This window comes from Gordonia hongkongensis (assembly GCF_023078355.1).
Taxonomy (GTDB): domain Bacteria; phylum Actinomycetota; class Actinomycetes; order Mycobacteriales; family Mycobacteriaceae; genus Gordonia; species Gordonia hongkongensis.
In genome coordinates this window covers 2,602,773-2,617,939 of the sequence record NZ_CP095552.1, presented here as the reverse complement: position 1 = coordinate 2,617,939, position 15,167 = coordinate 2,602,773, and the positions used below count along the sequence as shown (strand labels likewise).

Genomic DNA, 15,167 nt, shown 5'->3' with positions numbered 1-15,167 from the left:
ACGGGTGACTCGACTCGGTTACCAGATCCCGAACTTCACCTACCCCGGCGGCGCCGCCGACCAGTTGTTCCCCACCGTGGTCGCGCAGGCGCAAGAGGCCGAGAACTCCGGTTTCGACACCGTCTTCGTGATGGACCACTTCTATCAGTTGCCGATGCTCGGTGAGCCCGACGATCCGATGATCGAGTGCTACACCCTGCTCGCGGCACTCGCCCAGCACACCTCGAAGGTCCGTCTGTCGTCGCTCGTCACCGGCAACACCTACCGCAACCCGACGCTGCTCGCGAAGACGGTCACGGCTCTCGACGTGGTGTCGGGTGGTCGGGCCCAGCTCGGCATCGGTGCGGGATGGTATGAGCTGGAACATGATTCGCTCGGGTATGAGTTCGGGACGTTCACCGACCGGTTCGAGCGCCTCGAGGAGGCGCTGCAGATCATCCTCGGCATGCTCGCCGGGGAGGCTCCCAGCCTCGACGGTGACCGCTATCGGGTCACCAACGCTCTCAATGTGCCTGCGCCGCTATCGAAGATCCCCGTGATGATCGGCGGCGGCGGCGAGCGCAAGACGTTGCGGATGGTCGCGCAGTACGCCGACGAATCGAACCTGCTGTGCACACCCGCCGACATCCCCCGCAAACTCGACGCCCTCGCCGAACACTGCGAACGACTCGGCCGGGACCGCTCGGAGATCACCGTGACCGTCCAGACGTCGGCCTGCGTGGCGCCGACCGCCGCCGAGGCGACCGCGGAGCTGGAGGCCTACCTGGAGCGCACACCGGCGGCCGAGTCACGCCGCGGATCGACGATCGTCGGGGATCCCGACGAGGTGGCCGCCCGCTACGCCGAGCTGCTCGCGACCGGTGTCGACGGTGTCACGGTGAACGCTCCCGCCAACGGCCATGTGCCGGGGCGGGTCTCGCTACTCGGCGAGACGCTGGCACCGCTGTTGGCCTGATGCTCTAACCCCGGGGCGCCGGGCCGCACCAGATGTCCGCGCCGCCGCCGGGATTGACGTCGCATGCGACCTCAGTCCGTTGACGCGACCTCGATCGAGGTCGCACGGACGGATCGAGATCGCATGCGACCTCGATCGGTGCACTCAGCGCTCGTCGAACGCGTCCACGATCCGTTGCGCGGCGAGGGCCGGGGTCAGCGACCCGTCCCGGAGCTGCTGCTCCACGTCGCCGCGGATCCCGCGCACGGCGGGTGAGTCACCGAGCCGGGACAACACGATGTCGTTGACCATCGCCCAGGTCCAGTCGATCTGTTGCTGGTTGCGGCGGGCGGTGAACTCCCCTGCCGCGGTGAGTGTCTCGTTGTGGCGTACCACGGTCTTCCAGAACTCGTCGACGCCGGTGTTCTCGATCGCGCTCATGGTCAGCACCGGCGGCATCCACAGCGCGTCGTGCGGATAGATCAGCTTCAGCGCGTTCTTCAACTCGCGTGCCGCGCTCTTCGCCTCGTTGAGGTGTTTGCCGTCGGCCTTGTTCACCACGACCACGTCGGCCAGTTCGAGGACACCCTTCTTGATGCCCTGCAACGAATCCCCGGTGCGGGCCAGGGTGAGGAACGTGAACGTGTCGACCATGTTCGCGACCGTCACCTCGGACTGCCCGACGCCCACCGTCTCGACCAGCACGACGTCGAAGCCGGCCGCCTCGACGAGCACGATGCTCTCGCGGGTGGCCTTGGCCACGCCGCCGAGCGTGCCCGACGTCGGCGACGGCCGGATGTAGGCGTTCTCGGCCGTCGACAGCTGGCCCATTCGGGTCTTGTCGCCCAGGATCGAGCCCCGCGTGCGCGTCGAACTGGGGTCGACGGCGAGCACCGCCACCTTGTGGCCCAGCTCCAGCAGGTGCATGCCGAGCGCCTCGATCGTCGTCGACTTGCCCACGCCGGGGACGCCGGTGATGCCGACGCGGAACGACTTGCCCGCGTGCGGCGTCAGCTTCAGCAACAACTCCTGGGCGGCGGCCCGGTGATCGGCGCGCTTGGACTCGACGAGCGTGATCGCACGCGCCAGATCGGCGCGGCGATCGGCCAGGACAGCGTCGGCCAGCGCGTCGACATCGATGGGACGTCGCGGTTGGACCGCCATCAGTTCGCGGTCGCCCCGGGCAGTTCCAGGCCGAGGGTGTCGGCGAGCTTGCCGATGAGTTCCACGGCCGAGTCGGCGATGACCGATCCGGGCGGGAAGATCGCGGCGGCGCCGGCCTCGTACAGTTCGGCGAAGTCGCCGGGCGGGATCACGCCGCCGACGACCACCATGATGTCCTCGCGGCCGACCTCGCGCAGCGCCTTACGCAGGGCCGGGACCAGCGTCAGGTGCCCGGCGGCCAGCGACGACACACCCACCACGTGCACGTCGTTGTCGGCGGCCTGCGCGGCCACCTCCTCCGGCGTGGCGAACAGCGGGCCCACGTCGACGTCGAAGCCGAGGTCGGCGAACGCGGTCGCGATCACCTTCTGGCCGCGGTCGTGACCGTCCTGGCCCATCTTCGCGACCAGGACACGCGGCTGGCGGCCCTCCGCCTCGGCGAACTGGCGCACGGCCTCGATCGCCGCGTCGATGTTGCTCACCTCGCCCGCCTCATGTCGGTACACCCCGCTGATCGTCTTGATCTCCGCCTGATGGCGACCATAGACCTTCTCGAGTGCCTCGGAGATCTCACCGACCGTCGCCTGATGCCGTGCTGCCTCGATGGCCAGCGCCATCAGGTTGTTCTCCAGGCCGCCCTCCGACGACGCGGCGGCGCGGGTGAGATCGGCCAGGGCCGCCTCGACCGCAGCCGAATCGCGTTGTCCGCGAAGACGGTCCAGCTTCTCGAGCTGCTCGGCGCGCACCTTCGAGTTCTCGACCTTGAGGACCTCGATCTCCTCGTCGTCGGCGACCTGGTACTTGTTCACGCCCACCAACGGCTGCTGGCCGGAGTCGATACGCGCCTGGGTGCGCGCCGCGGCCTCCTCGATGCGCAGCTTCGGCAGGCCCTCGTTGATGGCCTGCGTCATGCCGCCGGCCTCCTCGACCTCGCGGATGTGCTTGCGCGCCTTCTGCGCCAGCTGATGCGTGAGCCACTCGACGTAGTTCGAACCGGCCCACGGATCGATCGGACGAGTGGTTCCCGACTCCTGCTGCAGGAGCAGCTGGGTGTTGCGCGCGATGCGGGCCGAGAAGTCGGTCGGCAGCGCGATGGCCTCGTCGAGGGCGTTGGTGTGCAGCGACTGGGTGTGGCCCTGCGTGGCGGCCATCGCCTCGACGCAGGTGCGGGCCACGTTGTTGAACACGTCCTGGGCGGTCAGCGACCAGCCGGAGGTCTGCGAATGTGTGCGCAGCGACAGCGATTTCGCGTTCTTCGGACCGAACTCGGCGACGAGCTCGCTCCACAGCAGACGCGCCGCACGCAGCTTCGCGACCTCCATGAAGAAGTTCATGCCGATGCCCCAGAAGAACGACAGTCGCGGGGCGAACTTGTCGATGTCCAGGCCGGCCTCGAGTCCGGCGCGGATGTACTCGACGCCGTCGGCGAGCGTGTAGGCCAGCTCCAGATCGGCCGTCGCCCCGGCCTCCTGGATGTGATAGCCGGAGATCGAGATCGAGTTGAACTTCGGCATCTTCTGGCTGGTGTACTCGAAGATGTTGGAGATGATCCGCATCGACGGCTTCGGCGGATAGATGTAGGTGTTGCGGACCATGAACTCTTTGAGGATGTCGTTCTGGATGGTCCCGGCCAGTTTCTCCGGCGGCACACCCTGCTCCTCGGCGGCCACGACGTAGAGCGCGAGGATCGGCAGCACCGCGCCGTTCATCGTCATCGACACCGACACGCTGCCGAGGTCGATCCCGTCGAAGAGCTGACGCATGTCGAGGATCGAGTCGATCGCCACACCGGCCATGCCGACGTCACCGGCGACGCGCGGATGGTCGGAGTCGTAGCCGCGGTGGGTCGCGAGGTCGAATGCGACCGACAGTCCCTTCTGGCCGGCCGCGAGGTTGCGGCGGTAGAAGGCGTTGGATTCGGCCGCGGTCGAGAAGCCGGCGTACTGGCGGATGGTCCACGGCTGGTTGACGTACATCGTCGGGTACGGGCCCCGGATGAACGGTGCGGCACCGGGAACGGAGTCGAGCGGGTACGGATGTTCGGCATCGTCGAGGACGGCGTCGCGCTCGGCGCGCGTGTACACCGGCGTGACGTCGATCTGCTCCGGGGTGCTCCAGGTGACCTGGTCCACCGAGTAGCCGTGCGCCGAGGCGAGTTCCTCGGTGACCGCGGCACCATCAGCGGTCGTCGCACCGGCGTCGTCCGATGTCAGACCGATTCCGGCGAAGTTCGGAATCGTCTGTGTCAGATCGGGTTCGGTCTGGGTCATGCCGTTGCTCCCGCCGTCTTCGGGGATGTCGAGACCAGCTGGTCGAGAAGGTCGCCGAGGGTGCTCACCGCATCGATGCCGACGCGCAGCGAACCGTCGGGACGATCGTCGCCCTCGGGCCATTCCTTGTCCGGTCCGGCGAGGAGCACTGTCGACAGACCGGCCGCGCGAGCGGCCGCGAGTGCGGCGGGCCCCTCTTCGGCATAGCGCGCCTTGGTTCCGCAGAGGACCGCGATCGGGGTGTTCGCCCCGGCCACCGCGTCGCCGACCTTGTCCGCGGTCAGCGGACCGGGGTTGACGACGGTGATGCCGCCGGCACCCAGGAAGTTCGCGACGAAGGTGGTGCGGCCGTTGTGTTCGGCGACGCTGCCGAGCGGGATGAGCAGGATCGACGGCCGTGCACCGTGCTCGGCGAGCACGACATCGGACCGGTCCCGCAGTTCCTCGAAGGCGCGTCCGATCCGCGCGAGGCGCGGCGTACCGGTGACAACGTCGGTGACCGCGGAAGCCGGGGCCCCCGTCGTCTCCGACAGTGCGCGCTCGTCGATGTTGGGGAACTCGTTGACGCCGGTGACCGAGATGCGGCGATGCGCGACCTCGGTGTCGCGGCGAGCGAGGGAGGCGTCGACCTTCTCGGCGATCCAGCCCGTGTCGAGCGCGACACGGTAACCGCCGGCGGCCTCGACCTCGGTGAACACCGTCCAGGCGTTCGTGGCGAGATCGTCGGTCAGGGACTCGACGAACCACGAGCCGCCGGCCGGATCGAGGACGCGTCCGATGTTGGACTCCTCGAGCAGCAGCAGCTGGGTGTTACGGGCGATGCGTCGCGAGAAGGACGCGCTCGAGGTGCGCTTGTCCGCCGGGATGGTCGCGTCGTAGCCCAGGACGGTCAGCTGGTCGGCGCCGCCGACCCCGGCGCCGAATGCCGCGATGGTGCTGCGCAGCATGTTGACCCACGGGTCCCGCTGGGAGTACATCGACAGATCGGTCACGCCGTGGGTCAGCGCTCCGCCGACCTCGGGTGCGCCGACGACCTCGGCCACCCGAGCCCAGATCTTGCGCAGCGCACGGAATTTCGCGATCGTGGCGAATTGGTCGTCGTCGGCGGAGACGCCGAAGGTGATCTGACGCAGCGCGGCCTCGGGTAAGAGGCCGGCCGCGGTGAGATCACGGAGGTGGGCGACCGCGGCCGCCACCGTGAGTGCGAGTTCGAGGCCGTTGTCGGCACCGGCGGTGGCGAAGTCGCTGCCGTCCACCCGGAAGGTACGGACCCCGTCGGGCAGCCCGGATGCGGCGAGGGCCGTGGCCTCGTCGGGATCGACGGTCGCCCGGCCCGAGAACGCGGCCGTCAGCGGCGACAGGCCGAAGGAGTGGACGGTGGCCGCCGTCGGAGCGGCGGCGACCGGAGCGGCCTGGGCCTTTTCCTTCAGGCCGAGCAGTTCGCGGGCCGCCGCGATACCCTCGGTGCCCGCATCGAGGGTCACCGGCACCAGATCGAGGTAGACGCCGCGCAGCGCCGTCGCGAGGTCGGCAACCCCCAGCCCGTCACCGGGCCTGCTCACCGAGAGCCAGAGACCGCTCGTCCCGTTGGCCATCGCCTCCAGGATGAGCTCGTTGAGGTCCGCCGCCGGCGTCGCGTCGTCGCCGAACCGTTCCGTGACGCGCCAGCCGGTGGTGACGTCACGCGCGGGGTCGGCGCCGCGGACGAACGGGAAGCGACCGGGGACACCGGGCTCGGCGAGTTCGTCGCGACGTGTGTAGAGCGGCCGGATGGTCAGCCCGTCGGCGGTGTCGGTCGAGAGCAGCGCCTCGGGTGTGTCGGGCAGCTCGTCGACGTCGACGCGTCGCGACTTCGCCAGAACGGCCGCGGCGGCCGTCGACCACGCCTGGTAGGCGTCGTCGAGTTCTGACTCGGGTTTGGGCTGGTCAGTTTGCTGTGGCATGTGGGGAAGCACACCTCCGTGAATGCACTGTGATGAGCGCGTACACGACACTAGCCGATCGCTCGCTCGGCTCGGCGTCGAGGTCGGCGTGACGTGGCGCACTCGGGGACCCGATACACCGCTGGGCCCAGCGTAGAGTGTCCGGGTGCCCGATCGATCCACTGTCAGCGAGGATGTCGCCGGCCCGACCGCGGCCGACGCGGAGATCGCGGACGCGGCGAGCGCCGGAGACGGTCACCCGCCGATGTCGGGCCGTCGTCGGGCCGATCGACGGATCCTGCGCCGGGCTCTCGTCGCCGCCGTGCTCCTCGCCGCCGTCCTGGCCGCGTCCTACTTCGTCCCGCTGCCCTCGATCTCGAGCGTCCGCGACTGGGGCGCGGATCTGGGACCGGCCTTCGTGTGGTTGTTCTTCCTCGCCTACGCGGTCGTCACCATCGCCCCGATCCCGCGGTCGACGTTCACGGTCATGTCCGGGATCTTCTTCGGACCGCTGGTCGGTTTCGCGGGGGCGATGATCGCCTCGTCGGTGGCGGCGGTGGCAGCCTTCGTCCTGGTCCGCCGCGTCGGACGCGACCGCGTGCAGCCGTATCTGAAGGCACCGGTGGTCCGTGCCGTCGAGTACCGGCTCGAGCGTCGTGGCTGGTTGGCGGTCGGGTCGCTGCGGTTCATCGCGGCATGCCCGTTCTCGGTGGCGAACTACTGCTCGGCTCTGTCCTCGGTGCTTCTCGCGCCGTACGCGATTGCCAGCATCCTCGGTATGGCCCCCGGCACCGCAGCGGTGGTCATGCTGGGCGATTCCCTGACCGGTGACACGCATCCCCTCCAGCTCGCGGTCACCGGTGGCCTCTTTGCGATCGGCATCGCCGGTCTGGTGCTCGACTCCCGCCTGCCGGTCTCGTCGTCGGACGCAACAAGCGCAGCGACTTGATCCGTGGGGATCAAGCCACCCAGCGCGATCCCATCCAGTCAGGGGACTTGATTCACAGCGATCAAGTGCATAGCCTTGAGTGATGTTCGTACTCACCGTCGACCAACGCGGAAGTCGCCGCGACATCGACCGGGTGGACGCCATCCTCACCGCTCTCGCAACGGTCCAGACCGTACGGGCCTTCGAACGTACCGCGGGCGACGAGATCCAGGGAGTCCTCGCCGATCCGGTGACGGCCGCCCGACTGGCCGTCGAACTCACCGCCGAGGGTCACTGGAGTGTCGGCATCGGCGCCGGACCGGTCGACGAGCCTCTCCCCGTCCACCCGGGCCGGGCGCGGGCCCGCCTTCGTCCACGCTCGCGACGCCGTCGAGGCCGCCAAGCGGCAGCGGGTCCCCCTCTGTGTCCGCGGCCCGGAGACTCGCTGGTCCCGTCACGCCCAGACGGCCGGCCGTCTCATCGCCGATGTGATCACCGCGCGCAGTGCCGCCGGCCGGGAGGCGGTGGAGCTGATGCGCCGCGGCCTCACCCAGGTCGAGGCCGCCGCCGAACTCGACATCACGCCACAGGCCATGAGTCAGCGGCTGCGGACCGCGGCGTGGGATCTGGAATCCGATTCCCTCGGCCTCGTCGCCGACGCGCTCGCCGAGGCCGACCGACACAGCCCGTCCGGAGGATCGGCATGACCACCGCAGCGATCACCCTTCTTCTCCTGACCGCGCTGGCGACGCCGACCTGGGCGCTCGCGACGCGGAAGAAGCGCAACCACGCGCCGGTGTCCGTCGTACGCAGACTCGACGTCATCGGAGCCGTCGTCCTGCTGGTCCTGGCCGGGGTGACCGCCGTCCTCGCCGCCGTGGCCGCGCCCGCCACGGGCTTCCTCGCCTCGGCCGTCCCGGTCGTCGCCGCGCTCGCGGCGGTCACCGGCGGCGGACCCGTGGTCCGGACGGTCCTCGTCGCCGGCGGGGTCGGCCAGCGCACGGGGCTCGGACCCGATCCGGAGGGGTCGCCGGATGACGGATCCGGGGACGACACCGACGCGCCCGACTCCCCGGCGCCCGCCCCGGCCGACCCGGCCGACCCAGCCGAAGCCGGGCCGTTGCGCGGCGGCCGGGTGATCGGATACCTCGAACGCCTCGCGGTCGTCACCACGTTGATGGCGGGGTGGCCCGAAGGCCTCGCGATCATCCTGGCCGTGAAAAGCCTCGCCCGCTACCCCGAGCTGCGCGCCCCGCATGCGGCCGAGCAGTTCATCATGGGCACCTTCGCCTCGGTGATGTGGGCGGTCGGCATGGCGGGCGTCGAGCACCTCATCCGCTGAGCCGTTCTCAGGTCGTGGGCTCGGCCGGCCCCGGCTCCTCGGGCTGTACGGGCTGGGACCACGCACCATCGGTGAGCTCGGCCGGCTCGGACCCCACCGGCGACGCATGGCGCGACGCGCGCGACGCACGAGCGGTGATCTCGGGCGCGACCGGGGTGCGGGCCACCGCCTCCGCCTCGGCGACGGCCTGGGCGACCTTGGGATCGGAGGCCATCGAGAACCAGTCCTCGGTCTCCGAGTCGTCGATCGGCGAGGGCGGCGAGTCGGCCGGCTCGTACCGGAACACGCCGTCGTCTCCCTGGACACCGAAGGATTTCGCGAAACCCTGGAGGGCCGAACCGAAGTCGGACGGCACCACCCACACCTTGCTGCCCTCGCCCTTGGCCATCTCGGGCAACTGCTGCAGATACTGGTAGGCCAGGAGTTCCGGGGTCGGCTTGGCCGCCTTGATCGCCGCGAAGGTCTTCTCGATCGCCTTCGCCTCACCCTGGGCGTTGAGGTACGACGCGGCGCGGTCGCCCTGCGCCCGCAGGATGCGCGACTGCCGATCCGCCTCGGCCGCAAGGATCGCGGCCTGCTTGGCACCCTCGGCGGCGAGGATCTGCGACTGCTTGTTTCCCTCGGCGGTCTTGATCGCCGACTCGCGCTGGCCCTCGGCCGAGAGGATCGTCGCCCGCTTCTCGCGGTCGGCCTTCATCTGCTTCTCCATCGACTCCTGGATCGACGGCGGCGGCATGATCGACTTCAGCTCGACGCGCGCGACCCGGAGGCCCCAGCGGCCGGTCGCCTCGTCGAGGACTCCGCGTAGCTGGCCGTTGATGGAATCGCGGGAGGTCAGGGTCTCCTCGAGCGTCATCCCGCCGACCACGTTGCGCAGCGTCGTGATCGTCAGCTGCTCGACGCCGGCGATGTAGTCGTCGATCTCGTACACGGCGGCGCGGGGATTGGTGACCTGGAAGTAGACGACGGTGTCGATGGACAGCGTCAGGTTGTCCTCGGTGATGACCGGCTGCGGCGGGAACGACACCACTCGTTCACGGACGTCGACGCGGGCGCGGATGCGGTCGATGAACGGCAACAGCAGGGTGAGCTGGCCGGACACGGTGCGGGTGTAGCGGCCCAGTCGCTCGATGACCGCGGCCTCCGCCTGCGGGATGAGGGCGACGGACTTGACCAGCATCACCACCACGAGCAACACGAGCAAAACGATGACGGTCAGGCCGAAGATCTCGTACTCCATGGTCACCTTCCAGCGTTGTCGTTCGGCGGTGTCGCGGCGGCACACTCAGGCGCGCCACACCACCGCGGTCGCGCCGTCGATCTCCACGACGGTCACGTGGGTTCCGGGTTCGAGCACCTGGGTCGGGTCCATCGTGCGGGCCGACCACACGTCGCCGCCGATCTTGACGCGTCCGTCACGGGCGTCGACCTGTTCGGTCACCACCGCCGGCCGACCCTCGAGCGCCTCGGTGTTCATCAGGACCGCCGGACGGTTCAGCATGTGCTTACGGGCGATCGGACGGACCGCAACCAGCAGCAGCACCGAGACGAGCGCGAAGACCAGCCCCTCGACCCACAGCGGCGTCTCGAACGCGAAATCGACACCGGCGGCCGCGAATGCGCCCCCGGCGAGCATGAGCAGGACGAGTTCGCCACCGAACATCTCCGCGACCACCAGGACGATCGCGGCCGCCAACCACAGCAGGGCGCTCATGGGTCCAGTCTGCCAGAGATGTCCGAACCGCCTTCGGCGCTCACGACGCGGGTGGGCCCCGGTGGGCGTCAGGCCGTGTGCGTCACCTGGGCTCTTCGGCCGCGGTCACGAAATCGATGAGTTCTTCCACCGACCGCAGCAGATCGACCTCGAGATCCCGGAAACTGCTCACCCCGCCCAACACCCGGCGCCAGCCGTCACGAGGGTCCCCCCAGCCGAGCTCGGCACACACCCCGGTCTTCCAGTCGGTGCCCCGCGGGATGTGCGGCCACGCCGGGATCTTCACCGACGCCGGCTTCACCGCCTCCCAGACGTCGATGTAGGGATGCCCGCACACGAGGACGTGCTCCCCGACCTCGGCGGTGAGTTGTGCTTCTTTGGAACCCGCCACCAGATGGTCGACGAGGACACCGGCCCGGCGATGCGGTGCCGGCTGGAATTCGTCGAGTGCCGCCTCGAGGTTGTCGAGGCCGTCGAGGCTGACGACGACCACGCCCTCCGCGCGGAGGTCGTCACCCCACACGCGCTCGAGGAGTGTCGCGTCGTGCACGCCCTCGACGAAGAGCCGGCTGGCGCGCGCGGTCCGCGCGCGGGCGCGAGGTGCGGCTCGCGATCCCGAAGCCGTCATGGCCGGCTGCTGCGGGCCCCTGGTGCGCGGCCGTACGAGCGTCACCGGCCGACCGTCGATGAGGAACGCGCCGGGGTGCATCAGGAACACCCGCGTCTGACCTCGCCGGTCCTCCAGCCGGACGAGATCGCCGGCGTAGCTCTTCTCGAGCCCGACGACCGCACCGCAGAAGCCGGTGGCGGCGTCCTCGACGACCAGATCGCGATCCGCGGCGACCTCCGCGGGACGCGGCTTCGCCCGACGGGGCTGGGAGAGCACATCGCGTCCGTAGCGGTCATCCATCGCACACCACCATCTCTCGATCGGTCATCTCGTGATCACGCCGCCGCGATGGACAGGTCGGGCGGCGCACACACCGTATGCCCCGCGGGCCCGCCCGCGGGGTTGCCACGCCCGGCTCCCACCGGCCTCGCCGGTATCCTGGCTTCTTGATGAAACGCAGCCGCCTGCTCTCCGCCACCGTCGCGTGGCCGACGTGCGCCCTCGGCGCGTGGTCGGCCGCCTGGATCACCGGCCGGTGCTCCCCCGACGACGTGATCGAAGCCCTGGCGGAATCCGCCGACCGGCACCTCCTGCACTGGCCCGACGGCGGGGTCGCCGGGGCCGAACAGAATTCGCCCGCAACGGGTTCGGCGAACGGGGTGCTCGATCTGCTCGCGCTGCTGCGACCCGCTCGACGCCTCGTCGTCCGCCTGCCCTCCACGGGTGATCCGCAGGGACTCCCACCGCATGTCGCGACGTCGGCCCACTCGGCGCGGGCGAGGTGCTGCTCGTCGACGACGCGGCGGGCGCCGGCACGCTCGCGCTCGTACCGGAGTTCGCCGCCGACACCGCCGATCCACCGTTCGTCACGTGCACGTGGTCGGCCTACCGCTACGACGCGACCCTCGACCTCGGTCATCTCGTATCCGCGGGACCCAGTGCCGGTGATCTGGAATACGAGCTGCGGCAAGCAGTTCGAGAGGCGACCACGATCATCGGCGGGCTCGGCGGACGCCGGTCGGCCGACGCGAGCGACCTCCGTACGGAACTCGCGGCGCTCACCTCGAGGCATCGGGTCGCCCTGCCCCCGCACCTCCTCGACGCGCGCTCCACCCGCCTGATCGACACGGCGGCACAGGTCGAGGCGATCGTCGACCTCGCCGGAGCGCGCAATGTGGAGATCGGCGACAGTGCCGGACAATGGGATTCCGGCGACGCGACGCTCCGGGGCCTCCAGGCGCTGACGCGGACCGCACGGGCGGCGGCGGTCAATCACACGATCCTCGAGCTACTGCGACGCTAGGACCCGGGCCGCCACCGCCGGAAGGTCACTCCCGGAGCCGCGGCGGACGGTCGGACACGACGCCGTACAGATCGAGTCCGTTCCGCTGTTCGGTGGCGAACAACGTCGCCCCCCATTCGTGGACGAACCAGTCCCGCAGCCGAGCGGAGCCGGTCCAGGCGTACTACGGCCGGGCCGCAGAGACACAGAACCGTTCCACTTCGCGCATCATGCGAACGAGAGCGTCGCCACCACGAGCTTCGGGAACAATCGCCGCGATCCGCACATCGACGGCATCCGATGCCGGGGAGGGCAATTGTGGGCTGGTGAGGAACTCGATCAGCCGTTCGCGGAGTCCGGGAATGGCCGCGACCCGGACAAAATCAGCCGGGCCGAGCGGCGGTTCGCCGTCGGGCGACAATTCGACATCGTGGGGATGCCAGATCAGAATTCCGACGAGATGCTCGTTCTGGAAGGAACCCAATACGCAGCCGGCGTTGAGATAAGGCCGCACCAAGATCTCGGCCAACCATTCCCGCAGCGTGAGATCCGGGAGGTGGTCACCCAACACCCATCGATACAACGGAATGTCCTCGACCGCTCGTGCGAGTAGCTGCGTAGCAGGTCGGAGATCAACTGGGATGAGTAGTCGTTCCGCGGTCAACACTGTTGATACACGCGCACAAAGGAGAGATCACGCCGCTGTGGGCTACGTCGTCAACGCAGCCCACAGCGGAAACGGATCTCAGTTGACGGGCTCGCTGCTACCGTCCGCGGAGCCGGTGGAAAGTGTCTTCAGAATCGGTCCGAGGAAATCGATCTCGAGCCTCAGTGGTCCTTCTGCCATGGAAATTTCTCTCTCACGTTCGCACCCCGATTCAGATGCGCGTGCCACGAGAGTTTCATTTCGACTGAGGCGCAGATCACATTATGGACCGTTCCTATATCAAATCGTTATGAAGGCAAACAAAGCCAGTGAATCTACGCGCGGTCAGATGGCCTCGCCGCAGATCTAGGCCGCGCCGCGGGCACACAGCACCGGTCTCGACAGGTGCTGCCGTTGTCTCCGCATCCCATCGCCGACAGGTCGCCCAAGCCCCCGGCGTAGGCCTCCACGAATTCGCCGATCATCGAGATGAACCGCGGATCGGGACCCACGGTGTCGGCGCGGACATAGTCCAGGCCGAGGCGCTCGGCGACCTCCGCGGCCTCGTTGTCGAGATCCCAGATCACCTCGAGATGGTCGGAGATGAACCCGACCGGGTAGACGACCACCCGTCGAACACCCTCCGCGGCAAGGCTCTCCAGATGGTCACAGATGTCCGGCTCCAGCCACGGGATCTGCGGTGGACCCGACCGTGACTGCCAGACCTGATCGAAGTCGGCGACGCCGAGCTCGTCGGCGACCGCCTGCGACGCCGCCAGCACCTGGCGCGAGTACAGCTTCCCGCCGTCGGCCGCCGGACCCGACGCCTCATCGGCCGAGGTCGGGACCGAATGGGCGGTGAACACCAGCCGTGGCGGCCCCTCGCCGGGCCCGAGTGCGTCCAGAGCGCGGCTCACCGCGTCGGCCCCGGCCGCGACGAACGCCGGATGCGACCAGTACTGCGGGAGCTTGCGGAGCACCACCGCACCGTCGGGTTCGCGGCTCGTCGGTTCACGGTCGGCAAGCGCCGTCACCGCCCGGTCGATGTCCTCGTGATACTGCCGGCACCCCGAGTAGCCGCCCCACGCCGAGGTCGGGAACACGAGGATCCGGCGATGACCGGCGCGGTACATCTCGGCCAGGGTGTCCTCGACCATCGGGTGCCAGTTGCGGTTGCCGAAATACACCGGGAGGTCGACACCACGTCGGTCGAGCTCGGCACGCAGGGCATCGATCATCTCGAGGTTGAGCCGGTTGATCGGTGAGACGCCGCCGAAGTGCAGGTAGTGCTCGGCCACCGACTCGAGCCGTTCGCGCGGGATTCCCCGACCGCGAGTGACGTTCTCCAGGAACGGCATCACGTCCTCGGGCCCGTCCGGTCCGCCGAACGACAGGAACAGGACGGCATCGAACGGAGCGGGATCGACGGGCGCGGTGTCCCCCGGTGCTGGCGAACTCATGAGCCGGTGGTCATGCCCTCCGGGAACCAGGTGTTGTGGCTGGCGCCACCGTCGACGTAGACGATGGAACCGGTGGTCGCCGGCAGCCAGTCGCTGAGGAGCGCACACACCGACTTCGCGACGACGGTGGGGTCGTCGACGTCCCAGCCGATCGGGGACGCGCCGTCCCAGTACTCGTTGAGCATGTTGAGCTGCTTGGCGTCATCGGTCGCGGTACCCGCGATCGCCTTCGCGGCCAGGGTCTTGATCGGGCCGGCGGCCACCAGGTTCGACCGGATGTTCTTCGCGTTGCCCACTTCGCGCGCCACGTACCGGTTCACCGACTCGAGCGCGGCCTTCGCCACACCCATCCAGTTGTAGTACGGCATCGCGGTGCGGGGATCGAAGTCCATGCCCACGATGGAGCCGCCCTCGTTCATGGCGGGGAGCACGGCGCGGGCGAGCGAGGCGTAGCTCCACGCCGAGATCTCGAAGGCCTTGGCGGCGTCGGGGCCCGGCCCCTCCAGGAACGGCTTGGCCTCGGGACCCATCAAGGTGCGCGGCGCGAAGGCGATCGAGTGCATGACGCCGTCGATGCCCTGCGGCGCCAGCTCGGCGAGCTTCCCGGCGAGCGCGCCGAGATCGTCCTCGTTGGTGACGTCGAGCCCGACGGCCGGCGGCACCTCCTTCGGCAACCGCTTGGCGATCCGATCGATCAACCGGAGCCGTTCCGGGATGCCGGTGATGAGGACCGTGGCGCCCTGCTCCTGCGCCATGGCGGCGGCGTGGAAGGCGATCGACGCATCGGTGATGATGCCCGTGATGAGGACGGTCTTCCCGTCCAGGATTCCGCTCACGAAGATGTGCTCCTGAGTTCGACGTTGATTGACGTGCCTTACGACCGCGCTGCGCGGGT

12 protein-coding genes and 2 pseudogenes are annotated in these 15,167 nt (G+C 69.1%); 5 read left to right on the top strand and 9 right to left on the bottom strand.

All coding sequences use genetic code 11. The features are described from left to right. Nucleotides 1-4 precede the first annotated feature (4 nt). Nucleotides 5-955 (top strand): LLM class F420-dependent oxidoreductase, encoded by a 951-nt coding sequence (locus MVF96_RS11870; protein WP_137810567.1) that lies wholly within the window; start codon nucleotides 5-7, stop codon nucleotides 953-955. Nucleotides 956-1,099: 144 nt separating this feature from the next. Here the strand turns inward: MVF96_RS11870 and meaB are convergent, their stop codons facing one another. From meaB to MVF96_RS11855, 3 genes are read right to left on the bottom strand one after another with little or no spacing between them, the layout of a single operon-like run. Then, complete coding sequence (gene meaB, locus MVF96_RS11865) at nucleotides 1,100-2,098, bottom strand: methylmalonyl Co-A mutase-associated GTPase MeaB (RefSeq protein WP_247452033.1); 999 nt, start codon at nucleotides 2,096-2,098, stop codon at nucleotides 1,100-1,102. Then, nucleotides 2,098-4,368, bottom strand: a complete 2,271-nt coding sequence (gene scpA / locus MVF96_RS11860; protein WP_247452032.1) for a methylmalonyl-CoA mutase — start codon at nucleotides 4,366-4,368, stop codon at nucleotides 2,098-2,100. Before scpA ends, meaB begins: the two co-directional genes overlap by 1 nt. After that, nucleotides 4,365-6,311: a methylmalonyl-CoA mutase family protein gene (locus tag MVF96_RS11855; protein WP_065632186.1), complete on the bottom strand. Its 1,947-nt coding sequence runs from the start codon at nucleotides 6,309-6,311 to the stop codon at nucleotides 4,365-4,367. Before MVF96_RS11855 ends, scpA begins: the two co-directional genes overlap by 4 nt. A 145-nt stretch (nucleotides 6,312-6,456) precedes the next feature. On the opposite strand from MVF96_RS11855, the gene MVF96_RS11850 reads away from it, so the two are divergent. From MVF96_RS11850 to MVF96_RS11840, 3 genes and pseudogenes are all read left to right on the top strand, one after another. Further along, nucleotides 6,457-7,239 (top strand): TVP38/TMEM64 family protein, encoded by a 783-nt coding sequence (locus MVF96_RS11850; RefSeq protein WP_247452031.1) that lies wholly within the window; start codon nucleotides 6,457-6,459, stop codon nucleotides 7,237-7,239. A gap of 82 nt (nucleotides 7,240-7,321) precedes the next feature. Next, a pseudogene (locus MVF96_RS11845) lies at nucleotides 7,322-7,925 on the top strand (hypothetical protein). After that, nucleotides 7,922-8,560, top strand: coding sequence for a hypothetical protein (locus MVF96_RS11840; protein WP_159370750.1), 639 nt, complete (start codon nucleotides 7,922-7,924; stop codon nucleotides 8,558-8,560). The pseudogene MVF96_RS11845 and the gene MVF96_RS11840 overlap by 4 nt, the downstream one beginning before the upstream one ends. Nucleotides 8,561-8,567: 7 nt before the next feature. Here MVF96_RS11840 and MVF96_RS11835 read toward each other — a convergent pair whose 3' ends face one another. The 3 genes from MVF96_RS11835 to MVF96_RS11825 all read right to left on the bottom strand — a co-directional run bounded on the left by MVF96_RS11835 (nucleotide 8,568) and on the right by MVF96_RS11825 (nucleotide 11,184). After that, nucleotides 8,568-9,800: an SPFH domain-containing protein gene (locus MVF96_RS11835; protein WP_065632229.1), complete on the bottom strand. Its 1,233-nt coding sequence runs from the start codon at nucleotides 9,798-9,800 to the stop codon at nucleotides 8,568-8,570. A gap of 45 nt (nucleotides 9,801-9,845) precedes the next feature. Next, nucleotides 9,846-10,274 (bottom strand): NfeD family protein, encoded by a 429-nt coding sequence (locus MVF96_RS11830; protein WP_065632182.1) that lies wholly within the window; start codon nucleotides 10,272-10,274, stop codon nucleotides 9,846-9,848. An 82-nt stretch (nucleotides 10,275-10,356) separates the two neighbouring features. Further along, complete coding sequence (locus MVF96_RS11825) at nucleotides 10,357-11,184, bottom strand: DUF3097 domain-containing protein (RefSeq protein WP_159370749.1); 828 nt, start codon at nucleotides 11,182-11,184, stop codon at nucleotides 10,357-10,359. 149 nt (nucleotides 11,185-11,333) lie between these two features. Between MVF96_RS11825 and MVF96_RS11820 the strand changes: the two are divergent. Continuing rightward, nucleotides 11,334-12,187 (top strand): annotated as a pseudogene (locus MVF96_RS11820) (serine/threonine protein kinase). Between the two features lie 163 nt (nucleotides 12,188-12,350). Here MVF96_RS11820 and MVF96_RS24570 read toward each other — a convergent pair. The 3 genes from MVF96_RS24570 to inhA form a co-directional block, all read right to left on the bottom strand. Continuing rightward, nucleotides 12,351-12,695 (bottom strand): hypothetical protein, encoded by a 345-nt coding sequence (locus tag MVF96_RS24570; protein WP_307814748.1) that lies wholly within the window; start codon nucleotides 12,693-12,695, stop codon nucleotides 12,351-12,353. Between the two features lie 452 nt (nucleotides 12,696-13,147). Beyond that, a complete protein-coding gene (locus tag MVF96_RS11810) occupies nucleotides 13,148-14,272 on the bottom strand; it encodes a ferrochelatase (RefSeq protein ID WP_247452030.1) in 1,125 nt (374 codons plus the stop codon). Next, nucleotides 14,269-15,108, bottom strand: a complete 840-nt coding sequence (gene inhA, locus MVF96_RS11805; protein ID WP_058250395.1) for an NADH-dependent enoyl-ACP reductase InhA — start codon at nucleotides 15,106-15,108, stop codon at nucleotides 14,269-14,271. The genes MVF96_RS11810 and inhA overlap by 4 nt, the downstream gene beginning before the upstream one ends. Between the last annotated feature and the right edge of the window lie 59 nt (nucleotides 15,109-15,167).